Here is a 17960-nt window from a genome sequence, read left to right as displayed (position 1 = left end):
GGTAGGCGCGTCAATCCGGCGCGTGGGCCGGTCTGTCCTGTCCCTGCTGGGCCTCCGTCGCTTCCCTGCGCTTGCGGTCTTCCTCCCGCTGCCGCTCGGCGCGCAGGATTTCAGCGCGGAATGCGGCTTCTTTCTGCTCGCGGGTCATCTGCGCCGGGACTTCGGCCTTAACGTCGGTCACGGCTTTGTCGCGATTCTTGACCATTTCGTTCGCCGTCTCTTTCGCTGCCACCACAGCCTTGACGGCTGCTTTTTCGGCTTTGATGAGTCGGTGGCGCTTGAATGGCGCGAGTGCCCCGTCAAGCGGGCTCCGGAGCAATCCCGCATGGCTTGATGCGTCGTTGAACTTCTCCTTCGCGACAACTGCATCATTTCTCGCGGACTCAATATTCTGGTCAATTACCTCGATTTTGCGTGCCAGTTCGTCGGCCTGGTGCTGCTTCTGCCTCCATTCCTGGGCCGCCGCCGTGACCGCCGCAAAGTCCCCCGTCTCCAGGGCCAGTGTCGTTGCCTCGTCCCGTGCCTGCAACGCGCCCGTGATTGCGATGCCTGCTTCGACGGCATCCTTGAGTCCTGGCACCTTGTTCATGGCCTCGACCAGCAGCTTTCCCCGCTCTTCCGACGCCATCCGCCGCGCTTCCGCGATGATTTCAGGCCGCCCGGCTTCCAGCTTCTCCGCCGTAACCTGCTCTTCCGCGCCCTTGGCCCCCAGCTTCCGGGCCTCATTTTGGGCCAACCAGCGTTTGATGGGGCGGTATCGTGCGCCGTAAGTCGCCGTGTCAGCCCCGAAGGCGTCGTCGGCAAGCCGCTGTCCCTTCTCCCTGCGCGTCCGGATTTCCTCGTCCAGCGCCGCGACCTGCGGTTTAATCATGTCGTCAACACTCGGAACCGATGCGGTTGCAGCACGGTATTCCCGCTGGATTTCGGCCAGCCTGCGCATGATTACATGTTTGCCCGTGCGTCCAGCCGCTGCCGGGCCACGCACATCAGCGCCGCCAGCCCAAGCGTCAGCAGGAACAGCACCGGCAGACCGCTGCGGTCGAACATCGCCCATTCCTGCGCCAGCATGTGCGCCACCTTGACCGGATGCATGGACACCGGCAGGGCGATGGACAGCGCCATCAGCGCCGGGATTGAGAGTGTCATTGCGTTGTGCAGTCGTCTCATCGTTCGCATTTTTCGCTTCCTTCTTTGCTTGCTGTGCTGCCCGCCATGCCGCGACGGCAGAGATGCGGGCGGCGGCGTCGGCTTCGGTGTCACCGGTCTGATTATAGTGCGGGAACGATGATTTCAGGCGGTTTTCAAGCGCCTCGTCTGGCATTGCCGCCATTTTTGGCGCGTCAGATGCAAGTCGCGTGCGCATGGCCGCGATATCGGTGTCCTGCTCGGCATCACGGGGGTTCGTCACGAACACCGTGCGCGCGGCTGGCGCAGGCTCAACGGGCGCAGGCTGGATGACCTCGGCCACCGGTTCCGCCTCGGCCACCGGTTCTGGCGCAGGCTCGACCGGCTCCGCAACCGGCGCAACAACCGGCGTAATCTCGTTCGCCTGGACCATCTCCACCGGCCGGATTGCGTTCGTGTTCTCGACCGCCGCCTTTCTCGCCGCAAGAGCCTCGTCAAGCCGTTTTTTTGCGTCGTCCGACAATTCCCAATCATGCCCGACCGGAGGTTCCAGCAATGCCAGAGCAATCGCCACCTCGTCGCGATATGCGGGGGTGCCTGTGAGATTCACATTCGACCAGCCGTGTCGCTGCGCCGCCTGGGCGAGATGGGCCGCCGTCTCGGGGCTGGGGTCGCGGGCGCTGACGATTCTGTCTCCGAAATCCTCGAATGTGTCGCCCGAGGCCAGTTCGATGGTCGCCACACCGCGCTTGCGGTCCAGGCGAATGTTGCTGATGGCCGCGACCTGGGCCGGGGTCAAACTGGCTTCGGAAATCTTGTAGTGCCCAGCCAGCAAACGCGCACGAAACCTTGTTGCGCGGTCCCAGCCGTCATCGTCCGGCATGTCGTCGGCTGGTGGCGCTGGGGGTTCGCTATCGCTGCGGACCGCGTTTGCGTTGTCGCCCGGCTTCTCGAAGCGCCAGCCCATATCCTCGCGGCGGCGCGCCTGGACGAAATCGACGTAATCGGTCAGGTTGAAAATGTCGGCCTCTGCCTTGCCGTCCGCGACCTGCCGGGCCTTCCAGTCGTCATATGATTTCCTTGCCGATGCTTTCAGTGCATCCGGCAATGCTGCATAGCCGTCCGTGCCGCCGGGCCAGCCGTTTCTTTGTCTCGTCGCCATCCTGTCCGCTCCATGCTGTTGATGGAGCCGCTGGCGGTCTTCTCTGATGTGCGTTTCAAGGCGCACAATCTCGGCAGAAAGCCCGTCAACGGCTCTCTTCGATTTTACTGCGCGCCGATGCAATTCTCTGTGTTTTTCAAGAGAAATTATTGCCGGAGATGGTGCGTCCGGTGTGCGCTTCGTTGTCTCGATTTCCGCTCTGCTGACCTGGGGTTCTGGCGGCAGGGCGTCGGGTCCATCAAGCTCTTCATTCGACCGGATGCGCAGACGGATATTATAGCCGTTTTCCGCAAGCCAGCGGTTGCCTCTATCTTCGAATTGCGCGCGCATGATTTTGCCATCGCCAGCCCGAAACATGGCGTTCCATTCGCGGGCCTTCGTCTTCGAAAATGTGCCGTCCGGATTCAGGCGGCGCATAGTAGTCATTATGTGCGCGTGTGGCTGCTCTCCGCCGTCCCTCGCGCCGGGGTCGTGAAGGTCGATGTGAATCGCCATGCCCGCTCCGACCAGCGGAGCGAGGCAGTGTGTCAGGTATTCGCGGTGTTTTTCGCGCTCGAGCCCGCGTGGAATGGTGAACAGGATGCGCCTGGAAACCTGCCCGTTTGCTTGCCGCTCCATCGCCTCTGCCTCGCGCCAAAAAATGGCCGGGTCAGACATATCAGGCGTGGGGTCTATGTGGTCGGGAAAAAGGGTGAACCGACCGTAATGTTCGCGGGCTTTGCGGGAGTGGTCGAATACCTGATTCGTCAGGCGGTCGGGAATGCGTCCACATAGATAATATGCGGCATGGTCAAGCACCTCGCCGACCCGACCCATTTTGAAGTTCAAGTGAACTCTGCGTTCAACAATCTCCTGTGTTGATGCTGCTGCGGTCATGGGGCATGCCTTATCGCTCGCCCATCAGGTGCGGGCGGATGAGCGCGCCGATGCCGTATGCGCCAAGAGGCACGCTTGCAGCGGCGACAAGTTCTTCCGCGCCGCCGACACCGACAGCCAGACCCGCAAGCACGAACGCCAGGGGAATGAGGGTCAGGGCTTGGAAGATGCGGACCCGGAGAGGCCAACGCTGCTTTTGGGTGGTGTTGGGCATTTTGGACATGAAGACCTCTCTACGAGATGACGGTCGCGCAGCGACCGTATAATCGAGCTTATCCATGCCGACGGGCATGGAATAGATGGCTTCTTATAGCACGCCAGCAGGCATCCGGGTACAGATTTCTTTCGATAATCGTGATTTCTTACATCACGTGACCATACACTTGCCCCATGTGAAATGATTCACTTATGGGGGTTAAAATGGCTGCGTCCGATACACTCGAAAATGACCTGAAACGCGCACAAGAACGCATCAAGCGTGAGCGGCTGGCCGTTCAACAAATCAAGCGCGCTATGCTCAAGAAAGAGAAGTCCGAACGTCGCAAAATTGAGGCGCAAGCACTGTGCGCGCTTGGTCGTGCCGCAGTCGAGTTTTGCGAACAAGAAGACGACGGGAATCATATCGTGGCTTTGATTGATTTCATGCGCACATATCTGACGCGCGACAGTGATGCCGATGCGATTATCTCCACGCTGGGCGGCAAGCGGGTCTGCAATGCCGTCCGTGCGCCAGTCGCGGCCATGCCTCTCATCTCGGTTGTTGACTGAAAGAAGGGGCGACGACGATGCGAAAAGAGAACATAAAAAGTGCTGCTGCATTCATCACCGGCGTAGACGATATCATTGCCATTTTCTGGTCGGTGAAGCGGACACTAATCAGGCCCTTTGTGCGCTTCGGCAACATGGTCCGGCCGGAACAGATTTCTAAACTGCCTACAGAATCGACAGACCCTCGCGAACGGTTCGAGGTTGCCGCACGGACATATTCGGTAAACGATGCTGAAATAGAGCGAAGAACACGCTTGTCTGCTTGGCTATTCTGGCTCTCGGCTGTGCCCGGAATTGCGTTCCTCTGGCCAGCCGTCTCGATGCTCGGCGACCACGATATCATTGATGCCATTTCGGCGGCATGCGCGGCGGTCATCTGCATCATGCTCGCGCTCCGAAACGGGTTTGCAAACTACCAATTCCGGACGCGCGCTCTGATGTCGTTCGGGGACTACATGAACGACGCAAACCTGCTCCCGAAGCTCACGAAGGAAAAGGGGGCCGGAAAATGAAGAAAACGCACCTTGTATTTCTTGCGGCCGTGGCCTGTGTCCTCGTCCCGACCTTGGCCCATGCCGTGACCACGATTACAACAACCTGTTCCGCGTCCGGCTCTCTCCTGACCGGTGGGCTTGCCGCGCCGTGCTCAACAGACTGGTGGCGTCAGTCTCTCGAAATGATTTTCCCCGGTGTCGGCCCCCTCGGCGGTGGCGATACGCAAGCATTCCAGGGCGTCCGCACCGCAATGCGGGGCTTTCTAGTCGTGTTGATGGCAGTCGCCACATCTATGATGGCATGGCATTTCATCTCTGGAACTGTCGCAACAGCGCATGAGGGCGTCATTCTCGGCCATCGGTGGCATCAGGTCTGGGCACCGCTGCGCCTGTGCTACGGCATCGGCATGCTGGCTCCGACAGCAAAGGGCTTCTGTCTTGCGCAAGTGCTTGTAATCTATGTCGCCTTGTGTGGTGGTTCGCTGGGAAATGTGGTCTGGACATCGTATGTGACCGGCCTAGTGACCCCGAACCTGACCAGCGCCCCGGCCCTCCCGGCGACGGGGGCGCTGGTCAAGGATTTCACGGAAGCGGAGCTGTGCCGTCAGTCAATTTTGGCTGAACCCGGCATGGTTGGCTGGCCGTCTGACGTGCCTACGCAAATGCCGCAAGAACATGTCGGGGCCAGCACGGGCGAAAACCTTTCTGTCAGTTTTGGCAATCTGATGAACCGGTTTGATTCCGTATTTTCCGGCGGCAGTATCAAGTCCTCGGCGCAGTCGAACCGCGAAAGTGTCACATGGGATTATGGGGTTTGTGGCCAGATTTCCGGCAGTTTCGCGGTCGGCTCTGGCGGTGATTCGACGGTGACTACGTTTGATAAAGCGCGCCTCGCGGCCATCGAGCGGGCTCGCAATACCATCGCAATGGGCGTGTATCATTCTCTCGACTACACTGTTAACCCTGGACACTATGCCGGACAAACGCTGGCGCAAATGCATGCTGAGAGTTCGCAAATCTTCACGGATGCCGTGAACAGCGCGAAAACCACCATGGATACCGAGTTCCAGGCGGCGGCACAGACTCTCGTGGATGTGCAAGGTGGGTCAAATAGCGCAGTCGCAAGTTTGGTGAACGACAGCAATAAATACGGCTGGATGACGGCGGGAATGCTCTATATGTCCGCGTCCCGCCTACAATCTGCCGCATACTCCCTTGCATCCGATGTCCCGCAAGTCACCATCCCGCCGATGGCCGAAACCGACAAGTCCGGGCACATCGACGTTGATTCGTGGGGCGGTGCGCGGCGGTTCATGCAGCCGGATGAAGACCTGTTGACCGGACTGACGATGAAATGGAATCAGTCAGATGACACGGCCGACCTGCGTAATGCGGCACTCGCGGGTAGCACCGACGGGAACACGGCGTCTCTGCATGGTGTAGAAAAATGGCTGTTTTCCAAGGTTTTTTCGCTGGGTGACAAGTATCTCGTCGGCCTGGACGCCTCGGGCGCGAACGGCTCTCCGATTCAGCAATTGTCTGCGTTTGGCAATGAACTGCTCAATCTTGTCGGCGGTCTCATCTTCGGCGGGCTCGGCATTGCGGCCATCTTCGGCGGTCCGGCGGGTGTTGCGGCTGTAGCTGGGATTTTCTCATCGGGGCCACTGTCGTGGCTTGGCATTGTTATGCTGATGCTCATCGGCGTTGGTATCGAGCATGCATATCTCGTCCCGATGGCACCCTTCATTGAATTTACCGTTGCCGCGCTCGGGATTCTCGTCGCCACTTGCGAGGCGTTCGTCGTCCTGCCCCTATGGGCGCTGATGCACGTCCGGCTAGACGGTTCAGAATTCATCAATGAACAGCAAAAGTCCGGCTATCTCCTGCTCCTGAGCCTGTTTCTGCGCATTCCGCTGACCGTTTTCGGCCTGATTTTCTCGATGCAGGTGCTGAATGCAGGCGTTGGAATCGTGTCGCGCTCGTTCTCTGTTGCGGCCTTGTCCGGAACTGCTGACAGCGGCGGTGGAATTATCGGTGCGCTTGTGATGCTGATTCTTGAAGGCTGGATGTTCTGGAAAGTCACAACGCTGTCCACGCGCGTCATCACGTCGATGCCGGAGCTTGCGGGGAAACTGATTGGCTGGGCGACTGAAAACCTGCGCATTGATAGTCCGTCCCACACAATCGGCGGAATCGTCTCGAAAACGACCGGTGCGGCCGGTCACGATGTGGCGAAAATTGGTGGCAAGGGCGGCAAAACCCCCGATGCTGGCGGCCAGGGCGCTGGCAAAGCTGGCGGCGGGATGGCGACGACCGAACGCGCGGTGTCGTCGTGACCTGCGCCACGCGGGGCGGTTCGCCGCCCTGCCGGGTGCCCTTGCGCAACCGCCAGGGCGACAGCCTGGGCGGTGAGCATGCCGTGATGATGACGGCATGATACCGGCATGATGACGGTATGAAATACGAAACAATAACGTGGAATAGATGATGCGTTCCGGGTCGCTTGCATAAATGCGGGTGAACATTCCCTGAAAAAAGGGAATGTTCAATATGCGCGTATTGATTGCATGCGAATATAGCGGCGCAGTGCGGGATGCGTTCATCCGGCGCGGACACGATGCGATGTCCTGCGACTTGCTGCCGACCGAAGCGCCCTGCACGCACCTGTCGGTGTCCGGGGCGCGGCATTTCGATGGCAAGCGCATGGATGGTCGGCAACAATGCGCCGTGTCGTTTTTCATGTCGCTGGCGCGGGCGAGGATTCCGCTTATCGCCATCGAAAACCCGGTCTGCGTCATGTCGAGCCTTTGGCGTCGGCCGGACCAGATTATCCAGCCGTGGCAGTTCGGGCACGGGGAGACGAAGGCAACATGTCTTTGGCTCCAGAACTTGCCACCCCTGACGCCAACGGCAATTGTCGAAGGCAGAGAGGCGAGGATTCACAATCTGCCGCCATCGCCGGACCGCTGGAAAATCAGGTCGGAGACGTATCCCGGGATTGCCGAGGCCATGGCGGACCAGTGGGGCGCGTGAGGTCGATTTCTCATACGGATGGCATGCCCGGCGTACTATAATTCCTTGAATATCAAGAGAAACTGTTATGCTTGACGCCATCAGAACCGGCCCCCTTCCGCTTCTGTATCCCTGCGCGGCTCCCGGACTGGTCGATGCTGTCCACCGCGCCGCCGGGCAGACATCGGAGGCGCGCACATTCGACCGGGAACATGTCGGCAGGCTGCGCGCAACCCGCCGCCAGCGCCATGATTTCCGTCTGCCCAGCGGTGCGGGTCATATCTATCTGGAAATTTGGGCGGATGACGTGCTGTGCCGTCCGCATGCCCTCGGGGTGCTGTTCGACCGACGCTATGGAGAATTTGTCGCGGTCGTCGGCAAGGGTTGGCCGGGTGATGACCCTGAATTGCTGCCCGCCCGGTTCGTCGGGCGGGCGGGCGGACTGGTCACGCTGCAAACCTATGATGCCGTCAAGCCTGATGTTCGCCGCGCTGCGTCCGGCTGGCTCGATATCCTCCGGGCGCTGGATGCGGTGGCCCGTGAAGAAGGAGCGACGGCATGAATACTCTCTACATCGCCGAAAAACCATCGCTCGCCCGCGAAATAGCCGGTGCGCTATCCGAAATTCACGGTCAGCCGGAACGGCGCGGAGACGGATTCATATCTGTCGGCACGGACACGGTGACATGGTTCTTCGGGCACATGTTCCAGCAAGCCCAGCCGGGGGAATATCGTGCGGAATGGGCGAAATGGTCGCTGTCGAGCCTGCCCATCGTCCTGCGCGCTGATGAATGGCGGTTGTCAGTTCCGGACGACAAGCGCAAACAGGTCAGCATTGTCGAAAAGCTGGCACGGCAGGCGCAGACAATCGTGAATGCTGGCGATGCGGGCCGGGAAGGACAGTTGTTGGTTGACGAAGCCCTGGTTGCCTGGGGCATAGACCCGCACGGGTCGAACGTCCGCCGCCTGTGGTCCCAGACCGTCACCCGGCGGGACCTGGTTGCCGCCGTCCGCAACCTGCTGCCGAACGCCGACAAGCGTGGCCTGTATCTCGCGGCGCTGGTCCGGCAAAGGGCGGACTGGCAGCATGGCATGACATATTCCCGGCTTTATACCCTGCTCGCCCGGCAAGGCGGCTCCGATGCGATGATTTCCGTGGGGCGGGTCCAGACGCCGACCCTTCGGATTGTCGTTGACCGCGACAATCTGCGGGCCGGTTTCAAGTCGGTTGACCACTTCATCCCGGACGCCGCCGTGGTGCATCAGGGCGGGCAGTTCCGGGCATTGTTCGTCATTCCCGACGATATGGCGGGTCTGGACTCCGAAGGAAGGCTGGTTGACCGTGCCGCTGCCGAAGCCGTTTGCGCCAGGTCAAAAGGTCAGGCCGGTCGGGTGACGTCATTTACGGTCGTGGACAAGAGCAAGGCCGCACCGCTGCCATTCTCACTGTCGGCCTTGCAGGCCGAATGCGGGTCGAAGCTGGGGCTGACCGCGAAGGAGACGTTGGAAGCCGCTCAGTCGTTATATGAGAAAAAGCTGACCAGCTATCCCCGGTCCGACTCCCGGCACCTGCCCCTGTCCATTCTGAGTGATGAGGCTCCGGGCATTCTTGACGCCCTGGCCGGGGTGCCTGACCTGTCTGCTGGTGTCGTTGGAGTTGACCGGGCATTGAAGTCTGCGGCATGGAATGACGCGAAGATTTCCGACCATTACGCCATCATTCCAACGGGAGAGTTCAGGGCCGACAAGCTGGCCGGGCTGTCGGACTCCGAACGGGCTGTGTTCCTGCTGGTTGCCCGCGCGTTCATTGCGCAGTTCCATCCCGCCTACCGCTACCAGTCTCAAGTCGCTGTGATTCAGGTCGGGGCAGACACATTCCGCGCCACGGGTCGCCGGGTGTTGGCTGATGGCTGGCGCGCGGTCATGGCCAGCGGCGACGATGATGAGGAAGGCGAGGATATGCCTGCCGGGACGCTCCCGACGATGGCGGAAGGCGATGCGGTCCAGGTCGGGGATGTTGCGTTGTCAGCGAAGCGCACAAGCCCGCCGCCTGCATTTTCGGACCAGAAGCTCATAGCGGCCATGGCCAGCGCGCATCTGTTTGAGCCTGACCCGGAGTTGCGGAAGCGGTTGAAGGAAGGCGACGGCATCGGACGTGAGGCGACGCGGGCGGACATCATCGAAACCCTGTTGAAGCGTGGATTTCTGTCGAGGAAGGGAAGGACCGGGCTCGAATCAACCCCCCTTGGCCGGTCGGTCATCGCTGCCCTGCCGTCGCACCTGACCTCGCTGGGCCTGACGGCGCGATGGGAAGGCGCGATGGAGCAGGTTGAAGGTGGCGGCTTGACGCTTGACGCGGTGCTTGATGCGCAGGTGACGGACATCACCAGTCGGGTTGATGCGGCGAGAGGTTCGGTCGTGCGGGTTGAGGGTGGCAAGCCTGCCGCAAGCAAGGTGAAGCCGTTGCCGGGGGATGGGAAAGCCTGCCCAGAGTGCCGGAAGGGCGTGATGAAGACCAAGGAAATCACGAGCAAGAAGGACGGGAAGAAATACGTCCTCTTGTCCTGCACGAACTATCCCGAATGCAAACACTCCGAATGGCCTGCGAAGACAGGGAGTGGCAAGAAGGCTGCGTGATTGATGTCAGCTTGCTGACTTCCTTTCGCATCACGGATGCGGTGCGTTGTCCCGGCAAACAATGGGTAGCGTTATCCTCGCATTCCAGTCAGCCGGATGGCTGACCGTAGGCGTAGCCGGAGCAGCATTTCAACAGGCGGAAGGGCGTCTTCAGCGTAGCCCAAGGGAGCCTGTTGAAATGCTGTGGTATGTGGGGATAACGCGGGTGGTGGTCAGCGACCTTTATTGATTCCGTTAGTTTAGCTAATTTGGCTGTTCAGCAGACATTCTCCATTGTCCACGGTCGGATTTAATGAAGCGTATATTTCGGGTTTTAGGTTCGCCATCCGATGTGAATTCGACCTTGCAGTCGTAAGTATTCTCAAAGTCGCCATATTGCCTGCATGTTCTGCTCACAACCTTAATTTCGGGCGTATGGCCGCCGTTAACTGCACTAAAGAGCCCGAATGTACTCTGGTTGAGCCGGGAGACCGCTGCAGTTATTGCTTTTGCGCTTTCTTCCTTCGAAGGGCCTCCATCCCCACATCCTGAAAGGGTGAGAGCGGTAGCAATTCCGAAGACTCGAATGGAATACTTTAATGCCATGGCAATGACCTTTTTTACTCTGGTGAAGAATTTCTCAGATGCCTTCGCCGCGCCCGAGGGCTTGCATCCCTTTAATGATGGCCATGACGGTCCGAACGAACCACCAGAGCCCTACGCCGACAGGGACAAGATAGAGAACGAAGCCAATCCCGAAAGTGACGGCCCCAATGAGGGCAGCAAGCCAGGAACTCACGAAGATGACGACCCCGGCTCCTATACCCCGCCAGAAAATCCTTATTTGACTGTCGAGATGCGACCTGTACGGAAGTATGGAATTTTGCCGGTTGACGTATGCGAGAATCACTCCAACCAGGGCTGTAATGCCTGTAAAGAAGCCGATGATATATAAAATATAATTTATATTAGCGACGGAGCGGCCGCCATCACTTCCTGCAACCAGGGGATTCTCCGTAATTTTCCCGATATCCATCGGTTCCTTCCTTTTCCGGCCGCACAAATGCGTAGACATGTTTCGATACAGTTACCGTAATCGGTCGATTTTGGGGGCTGTGTCAATAGGTTCGACGGTGACATAACAATGACGTCCGTTTGTTTACGAGGTCGAGGTAGCCAAGGACAATCAGAGTTTTCCGCCGATGACGCCCAAGATTTCAGTTAAGGAAGTGGGTGAAAAGTTCCAGCAATCGACCCCCACATCGCACGACGAGCCTGTGAAGGGTCTATTTCCATGCACATGGCCATACAGATGAATGGTGTCTCGATAGAAACCATTCCATTCGGCTATCGGGTAATGGAAAAGAACCAGCTTTCGGTCATCCAGTTTTAATTCGGCATAGTGCTGAACGCTGGTCCAACCATCCCACGTCTGAACAGATACCCCGTCGTGGTTTCCGACAATCAGATGTTTCCGGCCCTTCAGCCGCGCGCCATAGCGTTCGGGACTTTTCCAGCAGAATTCACCTAAGCACCATATATCGTCCGTTGGCCTGACTCTCGCATTCCAATTCGTAATGAGAACGGCGTCCATCTGTTTGACAGATTCAAATGGCCGATTACAGTGCTTCAGAATATTTTTGTGACCAAAATGAAGGTCGGAAGTGAACCATGTTGTCATTGGATTACTGTATCATCCGAACGGAATGCGGTCGACCTATGAAGGGCCTTCCGCCAGTGCTGCCGCATACTGTCCGTCTTTTGCCCCAAAACTCAGATTTGCATTCTATTCAGTCGAGACTTCTACATGTCAGATATGATGGATGGGCTGTCGACAGGTCAACCACCCGTCATCCTTCTGCGATGCTCGTTCTCTGCCTCATGCAGACTGAATCGTGCCTCATCGTCAAATGGATGGACTTCGCAGAACCGCCGCCGTTCGCGAATGACAGCGTCTAACTCTGCGCCTGTCAGTCCTAGTAAGTCATCGTCGTCAGCCTCGACATACTCAGCCGTGATGATAAGGACCTCCCATGCGATATCGACACTCACCTTCCGACCAATCAAGTTGCTTGCCATAGTGGCCACCTCATCCAAAGACGCCCCGCCCTCATATGCCTGGATAATAGATGGCTTGAGATGGTCAAACCCGACCAGGGCAGATGGCACACGGTCGAACTTCGCTCGCTCTTGGCGGTACTCGTAAATTTCGCAGTCAATCATGCTTCTGGCCTCTCTCGTGTTCCCTGCTCAAATGGCCTGCGAAGAAAGGGATTGGCAAGAAGGCAGTATGATTGAGATGTACAAACGTTAATTATTCCACCCTTGCATCTGGCACGGAGAGGTCATAAATTCAATTTGTTCCTCGAAGAACATGTGCCGCTGAAAAAGTGGTTTAGAGTTTTACTCTCCTATATGGAGTTAGAAATAGAAATTAACCTTCGGGTTTTTCATTGCGCTTCGAGGAACAAAGGGCGGTCTTCGGACTGCCCTTTTTTATTGCTCCGGCATAGCGTTATCCCCGCACTCCAGCCGAGGGCCGGAGCGAAGCGGAGCATATCCACCGGGCGGAAGGCGTCTTTCGTGTAGCCAAGGGAGCCCGATGGATATGTGGTATGTGGGGGTAACGCGGGGGGCGGTCATGCTGCCCGGCGGCCTTTATTGATTCCTTTAGCCTGTCTTATTCATGGCGACGGTAGACATTCACTCATAGTGCTGGACCGGCCCCCGCCTTCGCCTGAGTATCGTATATAGTTGTCGCCTTGGTAAATAGCTGTTCAGTCATAGCAATTCCATCGACTTTGCAAGCCAGATTGTCATTCATGTTAACCGTCATTAGTTCCGCCCTACTGGGGTCAGACGCGTTTTTAGTCACGCTTATCGTGAGAACAAGGTACAAACCTTCGTTAGCATAGCTCACGCACATGTTGCCTGATTTGGCCATATCATACGCGCTGTAGGAAGCATTAGCGATTTTCCCACGCGGACCGTAGGCCCAAGTATAATCTACGCTTGAAGGCGCTTCCGTTGCTGATGAAGGTGAACCGTATTTCTTAAGAATGGCGCCTTTCACGGATTCAAATGTTGGGGCGGTTAGCGGATTGCTGTATCTGAGGCTGCGGTCCAAATACATTATTCCGCTATTGGTTGCCGGGCTAGTGAACTCCGCCGACAAATGCTCGTAGTTATCACCGAAATTGTCGATGTCTGACCGAACCACATACGGTTGAGAAGTTACCGTTACACTGCGATAGGAAAAACCCGACGTGACAGAATAATCTTCCGTGCTTTTCCCCGAACGGTCGGCAAAAATCTTCTTCACCGCATCAGATGACATTCCGGGAGTAATCCCTAGCACATCGATGGATGCACCTGAGACATTCACCGTAGGAAATTCCGTGTCCTTACTCACCACCACGTTGTCTGCAAATGCGACCGAGGGAATGGTCGCGAAAACAGCCAGGGCAACAAAAGCCTTTTTTATTCTTTTCATTTGCTCAGCAATCCCGACTCGACAGTCGATTTCGACTGCGAGATTGAATGAGATGCCACACGGTCTCCCCGAAAAACCAAGGTCAGCGTGGTGTCGGAATTGGTGCCGCCGCCCGCAAACCCGTTTACAACAGGGATGTAGCCGAGGACATTCCCTTGAAACTTTCCGGCTGAATATTTCCAGGTTTCATGCCCCGAACCATCCACAGAAGTTTCCTGAGGTTCACCGAATGCCGCTCGAACCTGCTCTTTCGTCGTTACATCATCAACGATTTTCTGGTTGATGGATGTCGTGGTTTCGTTTCTGAGCGCATCACTTCCGTCCGTCGCGCTACACGCTGCCAAGGTGCAAGCCAACACTAAAGCCACCTTAACCGTATAGAATCCCTTCACGCCATCCCTCCAAGGTCATATCAAGTATCTCGGCTCTAACCGACCGAAGCCCGTGCATATTCGGTCGATTTTGTTCATACTCTTTAAATGCAGGAACAATCGGTATCTTCGACCGTATCAAAATCCCTGTCATTTTTAATGGGAGAGCTTCATGGCACGATACGGATACGCCCGCGTTTCGACCGACGAGCAGACGAACGAACCGCAAGTCATCGCCCTGCGCGCCGAGGGCGTCACGGATATCACCATGGAGAAGATTTCGGGCGGGACCCCAGCCAGGAAGCGGCCTGTCCTGTCGGCCCTGTTGCGTCGCCTCAGACCCGATGACAGTCTTGTCGTCGCTAAGATTGACCGCCTCGGTCGCGACACCGTGGACGTTCTCTCCCTCATCCGGAGCCTACACGACAAGGGAATCAACGTCAGGATTCTCAATCTCGGCATCGAGACGCGTGGAGCCAACGGGCGGCTGTTCCTGTCAATACTGGCGGCCTTCGCGGAGTTCGAGCGGGAGATTATCCGGGAGCGGACCAAGGCCGGTCTTGTCGCAGCGCGGGAGCGTGGCAAGGTCTTGGGCCGACCTCCCGCCCTAACGCCGGTTCAGCGCGAGCACGTGCGCGACCTCAAGGCGCAGGGGATGTCGGCGACCCGGATTGCCGGCATCTTGGACGTATCACGCATGACGGTCTGGCGGACGGTTCAGGCGATATAGGTGCCTCATAGAACCGTCACGGAAATCCCCTTTTTGATATGGCTCGCATCGGTCTCATTGACGGCTTCCCGGAATCGACCGATTCTGTTACGTGTCCTGCTTCCGCTTTGGCCTATCCACCGTTGATTTGGCTGAAATCAGGGAGACGGCCTTGCCGGATTTCCGGGGGCGACCGATAGCTTTGCCGGGCACGGGTGAGGGTTGACGGCGAGATTCTGGCAATCTGCGCGGCATCACGGTGGCTGTGTCCCTGTTCGACCAGGCGCAGGGCAAGGTCAACCGCTCGGCCTGACCGCCTTGGCCTGCCGATAGCCTTGCCGGATTTCGTTCCGTGCTTGCGGGCGTTTTCGAGCCCGGCATTGATACGCTCGGCAATGAGGTCGCGCTCAAACTCCCCGACCGCCGCCAAGACTGTCCGCAGTAGCCTGCCGAGCGGTCCGGAGATTTTACCGCCAAGCTGGATGACCACCACCTCGACGCCGATGCCGTCCATGTGGTCGAGCGTGTGAAGCACGTCGGCTGTGGACCTGCCCAAGCGGTCGATTTTGGTGACAACAATCTCATCGCCACAATTCAGCATTGCGACCATGGCGGCGAAACCGGGCCGGTCCAGGGCGTTGGTGGAGCCTGACACGCCGACATCGGAGAATACATTCTCTGCCTCGACACCGTGCGCGGTGAGGTCGGGCATCTGACTGCCGACTGACTGCTTCAACGTGCTGACTCGTGCGTATCCGTAGCGCATGGCAACAATTTCCCCGCTTACTTATGAATACGGGGTTCTGCATACGCTCCGCCCCGCAAAATCATTATAGTCTATGCCGTGTGCATAAAAGAAATGGTTTACGCACCCTTCTTCCCCGATACTTATTTTCAATCGAACTGCATTTTTCTCTTGTTTCTTGCATGTCGAGTTGTTCTCGATTTGTACACAACGTCCTCCAACGCCGAGTTGCACCTTTAGGGCCTTCGTGAGAATATCGGCTAATGCCAGCAACATTTGCCGCCCTTGCGGTTCTCATTTTTCTCCTGCCCGGTTTCGTTACCGACCGAATCATCGTGTCGTTGACACCCCAGCGGAGCCGAACGGACTTCCGGATAGTAATCGACTCTCTGGTATGGGCCTTCGTGGACGAGGTCTTCTACCGAGTCATTGCGCTATGGTTGGGACTGCAACAGTTCCCCATGAGCTATGCCCCTGACCATCCACAGACGTTATTTGAGGGCCATAGTCTTTCGATATTGTGCCTGCTGGGGGTGTCCTTGCTGACTGGCCTCATCTGGTCTGCTCTATCGGTATGGGGCTTCGTCTTTTGGCTGCTGCGGTGGTTGAGGATTACTCGCTCAAGCGGTCGTGTCGATGTCTGGCAAGACGTTTTCACAAAGCATCGGAGGGCGTGGCTACGAGCCTACCTGCGGGACGGGACCATGATTACAGGTTGGCCTGAGTACTTTTCGGACGAGGGCGATAAGCGAGAGGTATTTCTGGCCGACGCCTTCATCGAACGTCCTGTCACCGTTGACAATGATGCTGAAGCTCCTGAAGAGGCAACATACAGCATCACCGAGTTGAAGGGGCCAGGAATTTTGCTGACAGAGCGCGCCGAGATTGTTTATATGGAAGTTCTTCCGCACGATGTTGCGTCGAGCGATACCGATGAGGAGCCACAGTGATGAAAAAGCAGACACGCCTGCATATGACCAGAACGATAGCAATGGACGGTCAAGGGATTAAGCCAAGCGGTCCACGCCCGACAGCGACACAACTGGCTGCCACTCGGCAGACATACGTTGTCAGTAAGTCAGGTAGCTCAATCATCCATCAGACCGTCGTGCCGAAGTCTCAGGCGACCAAAGGCTCACGATAATATGCTCTAGCAAACACGTCGCAAGGATAAATCGTGACCAAGCCCGAAAATCAGCCGAAACTCTCAGAAATAACCGTGTCTTTGGAAAGTCAGCAGGGCTCCGGTCCTTCTTCCCCTCGCCCTCTTCCAGAAATTCAGAAAGGGCAGATGGGAGTGCGTCCGTCGTCTCCCCGACCGCTTCCTGCCGCTGCGCAGACTTCTCGGCCAACGGGGAACTCGTCTGGCGATAGTAAGGACAAATCATGAGTGCATCAGAGCATAACGAGGATGGCTCACCGACCGTTATATCATTACACAGTCAGATGGGCGCGCGCCCATCTTCACCACGGCCATTCCCTGCACTTGCACAGCGTGTAGTGATGGGCATGTGTCTACCATCTGCTGCTCAACCTAGCGAAGACTTACTCCCTGATAGCAGGCAGACTGCTGCTGCAACAAAAGAAGGGGAGTCATCTTCACGCCCGACCGATAAGCCCTAATGGATATCATTACAGAGGCCCGACAAGGTCTCAAGCTGCAACGCTTCATCGGCTAATCGGGTCAAAGGCTCTGCTCCTGCTGCCGTTGGGCCAGAAAGCTGATTGAAGGCCACGCATACCCCGGTAAGAGCCATACAGGCGTAGGATGCCGTTCTTAGGTGTTCCTCATGCGACACGTCAGAATCAGCATTGAGGGTAATGCTCCCGTCCTTCCTGTCGTCCTCTATATATCTACGTAAAGCGTCGATGGAAGGATGTGCGGCATCTGCTGAAAGTTGAGCGTAGATGAGGTAAGCGTGCCCCGCGACGCTATCCTGGGCAACCGTCCGCGCGACAAGGCCCTTCGGGGATATCGGAGCCGTCTTAAGCCTTCCAACCACCTCCTGGAGCATCTCGGCTATCGGCTCCGGCAGACTATCCAGCGAAGACATGATGAACTTTGCCCGCCGGTCGTGACTCTTCAGTTCATCCGCTATCATCTGGTCAACAAATTCATCCCCCTTCTGAACCAGCTTAGCAGACCACAGAAGGTTCTCAACAGCAGAGCGAGCCATGATTCTCGCCTCAACGATTAGAGCCTGTTCCAGCAGGGCAAACGTCGCCCGGACGTTACTGGTAGTCCTGATGAGCAATGCCGCACTGACTATCCGAGGGTCTCGTAAACCCTTCTGAGTGCCTTTCATCTCCGCCTCTGCAAGTGCGGTATAGCACAGGTTTACCAGTCGAGCCGCATGGTCAAACCAGGACTGCGCGGCTTCCTCAAAGGTTAGGCGAGACATTTTTACAACCTTCCACTGCTGCCCGAGAAGGGAATATTGCCAGGTGGGTCACCCTATCATGGCAGAGGTAGAACGGATGGGGAACGCCGAATAGAAGGTCGGCCCTTGGCCAGAGCTTAGCTAATTATATAAGCGCCCCACCGAGTCTCATTTTTCATGCCGCCAAAACCTCCATTATGGCGAGGTA

General features: G+C 57.3%; 17 protein-coding genes. 9 read left to right on the top strand and 8 right to left on the bottom strand.

The genetic code is table 11. The annotated features are described in order from the left end of the window. Window positions 1–10 precede the first annotated feature (10 nt). Window positions 11–3163, bottom strand: a complete 3153-nt coding sequence (locus tag QN315_RS08285; protein WP_323992877.1) for a MobA/MobL family protein — start codon at window positions 3161–3163, stop codon at window positions 11–13. 10 nt (window positions 3164–3173) lie between these two features. Beyond that, window positions 3174–3386 carry a hypothetical protein gene (locus tag QN315_RS08280; RefSeq protein WP_323992875.1) on the bottom strand — a complete coding sequence of 71 codons (213 nt, stop codon included), beginning with the start codon at window positions 3384–3386 and terminating at the stop codon, window positions 3174–3176. Between the two features lie 197 nt (window positions 3387–3583). On the opposite strand from QN315_RS08280, the gene QN315_RS08275 reads away from it, so the two are divergent. From QN315_RS08275 to QN315_RS08245, 7 genes are all read left to right on the top strand, one after another. Beyond that, on the top strand, window positions 3584–3931 hold the full coding sequence (locus QN315_RS08275) for a hypothetical protein (RefSeq protein WP_323992873.1): 348 nt from the start codon (window positions 3584–3586) through the stop codon (window positions 3929–3931). 17 nt (window positions 3932–3948) lie between these two features. After that, on the top strand, window positions 3949–4443 hold the full coding sequence (locus QN315_RS08270) for a hypothetical protein (protein WP_323992871.1): 495 nt from the start codon (window positions 3949–3951) through the stop codon (window positions 4441–4443). Further along, the gene (locus tag QN315_RS08265) at window positions 4440–6761 is read left to right on the top strand and encodes a DotA/TraY family protein (protein WP_323992869.1); all 2322 of its coding nucleotides are present in this window, start codon (window positions 4440–4442) and stop codon (window positions 6759–6761) included. Before QN315_RS08270 ends, QN315_RS08265 begins: the two co-directional genes overlap by 4 nt. A gap of 214 nt (window positions 6762–6975) precedes the next feature. Then, the gene (locus tag QN315_RS08260) at window positions 6976–7458 is read left to right on the top strand and encodes a hypothetical protein (RefSeq protein WP_323992867.1); all 483 of its coding nucleotides are present in this window, start codon (window positions 6976–6978) and stop codon (window positions 7456–7458) included. A gap of 67 nt (window positions 7459–7525) precedes the next feature. Continuing rightward, entirely contained in the window at window positions 7526–7999 is a 474-nt protein-coding gene (locus QN315_RS08255) for a hypothetical protein (protein WP_323992865.1), read from the top strand. After that, a complete protein-coding gene (topB, locus tag QN315_RS08250) occupies window positions 7996–10074 on the top strand; it encodes a DNA topoisomerase III (protein ID WP_323992863.1) in 2079 nt (692 codons plus the stop codon). The genes QN315_RS08255 and topB overlap by 4 nt, the downstream gene beginning before the upstream one ends. Before the next feature lie 583 nt (window positions 10075–10657). Next, window positions 10658–11008: a hypothetical protein gene (locus tag QN315_RS08245; RefSeq protein WP_323992861.1), complete on the top strand. Its 351-nt coding sequence runs from the start codon at window positions 10658–10660 to the stop codon at window positions 11006–11008. 231 nt (window positions 11009–11239) lie between these two features. On the opposite strand, the gene QN315_RS08240 is transcribed toward QN315_RS08245, so the two are convergent. The 4 genes from QN315_RS08240 to QN315_RS08225 form a co-directional block, all read right to left on the bottom strand. Then, window positions 11240–11734, bottom strand: a complete 495-nt coding sequence (locus QN315_RS08240) for a metallophosphoesterase (protein WP_323992859.1) — start codon at window positions 11732–11734, stop codon at window positions 11240–11242. Between the two features lie 158 nt (window positions 11735–11892). Continuing rightward, a complete protein-coding gene (locus QN315_RS08235) occupies window positions 11893–12276 on the bottom strand; it encodes a hypothetical protein (RefSeq protein WP_323992857.1) in 384 nt (127 codons plus the stop codon). A 484-nt stretch (window positions 12277–12760) separates the two neighbouring features. Next, window positions 12761–13546, bottom strand: coding sequence for a hypothetical protein (locus tag QN315_RS08230; protein ID WP_323992855.1), 786 nt, complete (start codon window positions 13544–13546; stop codon window positions 12761–12763). Further along, window positions 13543–13938, bottom strand: coding sequence for a hypothetical protein (locus QN315_RS08225; protein WP_323992854.1), 396 nt, complete (start codon window positions 13936–13938; stop codon window positions 13543–13545). Before QN315_RS08225 ends, QN315_RS08230 begins: the two co-directional genes overlap by 4 nt. Window positions 13939–14089: 151 nt before the next feature. On the opposite strand from QN315_RS08225, the gene QN315_RS08220 reads away from it, so the two are divergent. Then, complete coding sequence (locus QN315_RS08220; RefSeq protein ID WP_323992852.1) at window positions 14090–14647, top strand: recombinase family protein; 558 nt, start codon at window positions 14090–14092, stop codon at window positions 14645–14647. A 112-nt stretch (window positions 14648–14759) separates the two neighbouring features. On the opposite strand, the gene QN315_RS08215 is transcribed toward QN315_RS08220, so the two are convergent. Beyond that, the gene (locus QN315_RS08215; protein ID WP_408904607.1) at window positions 14760–15392 is read right to left on the bottom strand and encodes a recombinase family protein; all 633 of its coding nucleotides are present in this window, start codon (window positions 15390–15392) and stop codon (window positions 14760–14762) included. A gap of 242 nt (window positions 15393–15634) precedes the next feature. Between QN315_RS08215 and QN315_RS08210 the strand changes: the two genes are divergently transcribed. After that, the gene (locus QN315_RS08210; RefSeq protein WP_323992848.1) at window positions 15635–16321 is read left to right on the top strand and encodes a DUF6338 family protein; all 687 of its coding nucleotides are present in this window, start codon (window positions 15635–15637) and stop codon (window positions 16319–16321) included. Between the two features lie 669 nt (window positions 16322–16990). On the opposite strand, the gene QN315_RS08205 is transcribed toward QN315_RS08210, so the two are convergent. Continuing rightward, window positions 16991–17773, bottom strand: a complete 783-nt coding sequence (locus QN315_RS08205; RefSeq protein WP_323992846.1) for a DUF5677 domain-containing protein — start codon at window positions 17771–17773, stop codon at window positions 16991–16993. Between the last annotated feature and the right edge of the window lie 187 nt (window positions 17774–17960).

It is taken from the genome of Nguyenibacter sp. L1 (assembly GCF_035199985.1).
GTDB classification, from domain to species: domain Bacteria; phylum Pseudomonadota; class Alphaproteobacteria; order Acetobacterales; family Acetobacteraceae; genus Gluconacetobacter; species Gluconacetobacter vanlangensis.
The sequence above is the reverse complement of the archived record's forward strand: the minus strand, read 5'-3'. Positions and strand labels throughout refer to the sequence as shown.

What these genes read in the sequence shown, in the direction of transcription:
- QN315_RS08285 (WP_323992877.1), bottom strand. Translation starts at nt 3,163, where the DNA reads ATGACCGCAGCAGCATCAACACAGGAGATTGTTGAACGCAGAGTTCAC.
- QN315_RS08280 (WP_323992875.1), bottom strand. Translation starts at nt 3,386, where the DNA reads ATGTCCAAAATGCCCAACACCACCCAAAAGCAGCGTTGGCCTCTCCGG.
- QN315_RS08275 (WP_323992873.1), top strand. Translation starts at nt 3,584, where the DNA reads ATGGCTGCGTCCGATACACTCGAAAATGACCTGAAACGCGCACAAGAA.
- QN315_RS08270 (WP_323992871.1), top strand. Translation starts at nt 3,949, where the DNA reads ATGCGAAAAGAGAACATAAAAAGTGCTGCTGCATTCATCACCGGCGTA.
- QN315_RS08265 (WP_323992869.1), top strand. Translation starts at nt 4,440, where the DNA reads ATGAAGAAAACGCACCTTGTATTTCTTGCGGCCGTGGCCTGTGTCCTC.
- QN315_RS08260 (WP_323992867.1), top strand. Translation starts at nt 6,976, where the DNA reads ATGCGCGTATTGATTGCATGCGAATATAGCGGCGCAGTGCGGGATGCG.
- QN315_RS08255 (WP_323992865.1), top strand. Translation starts at nt 7,526, where the DNA reads ATGCTTGACGCCATCAGAACCGGCCCCCTTCCGCTTCTGTATCCCTGC.
- topB (WP_323992863.1), top strand. Translation starts at nt 7,996, where the DNA reads ATGAATACTCTCTACATCGCCGAAAAACCATCGCTCGCCCGCGAAATA.
- QN315_RS08245 (WP_323992861.1), top strand. Translation starts at nt 10,658, where the DNA reads ATGGCAATGACCTTTTTTACTCTGGTGAAGAATTTCTCAGATGCCTTC.
- QN315_RS08240 (WP_323992859.1), bottom strand. Translation starts at nt 11,734, where the DNA reads ATGACAACATGGTTCACTTCCGACCTTCATTTTGGTCACAAAAATATT.
- QN315_RS08235 (WP_323992857.1), bottom strand. Translation starts at nt 12,276, where the DNA reads ATGATTGACTGCGAAATTTACGAGTACCGCCAAGAGCGAGCGAAGTTC.
- QN315_RS08230 (WP_323992855.1), bottom strand. Translation starts at nt 13,546, where the DNA reads ATGAAAAGAATAAAAAAGGCTTTTGTTGCCCTGGCTGTTTTCGCGACC.
- QN315_RS08220 (WP_323992852.1), top strand. Translation starts at nt 14,090, where the DNA reads ATGGCACGATACGGATACGCCCGCGTTTCGACCGACGAGCAGACGAAC.
- QN315_RS08215 (WP_408904607.1), bottom strand. Translation starts at nt 15,392, where the DNA reads ATGCGCTACGGATACGCACGAGTCAGCACGTTGAAGCAGTCAGTCGGC.
- QN315_RS08210 (WP_323992848.1), top strand. Translation starts at nt 15,635, where the DNA reads ATGCCAGCAACATTTGCCGCCCTTGCGGTTCTCATTTTTCTCCTGCCC.
- QN315_RS08205 (WP_323992846.1), bottom strand. Translation starts at nt 17,773, where the DNA reads ATGTCTCGCCTAACCTTTGAGGAAGCCGCGCAGTCCTGGTTTGACCAT.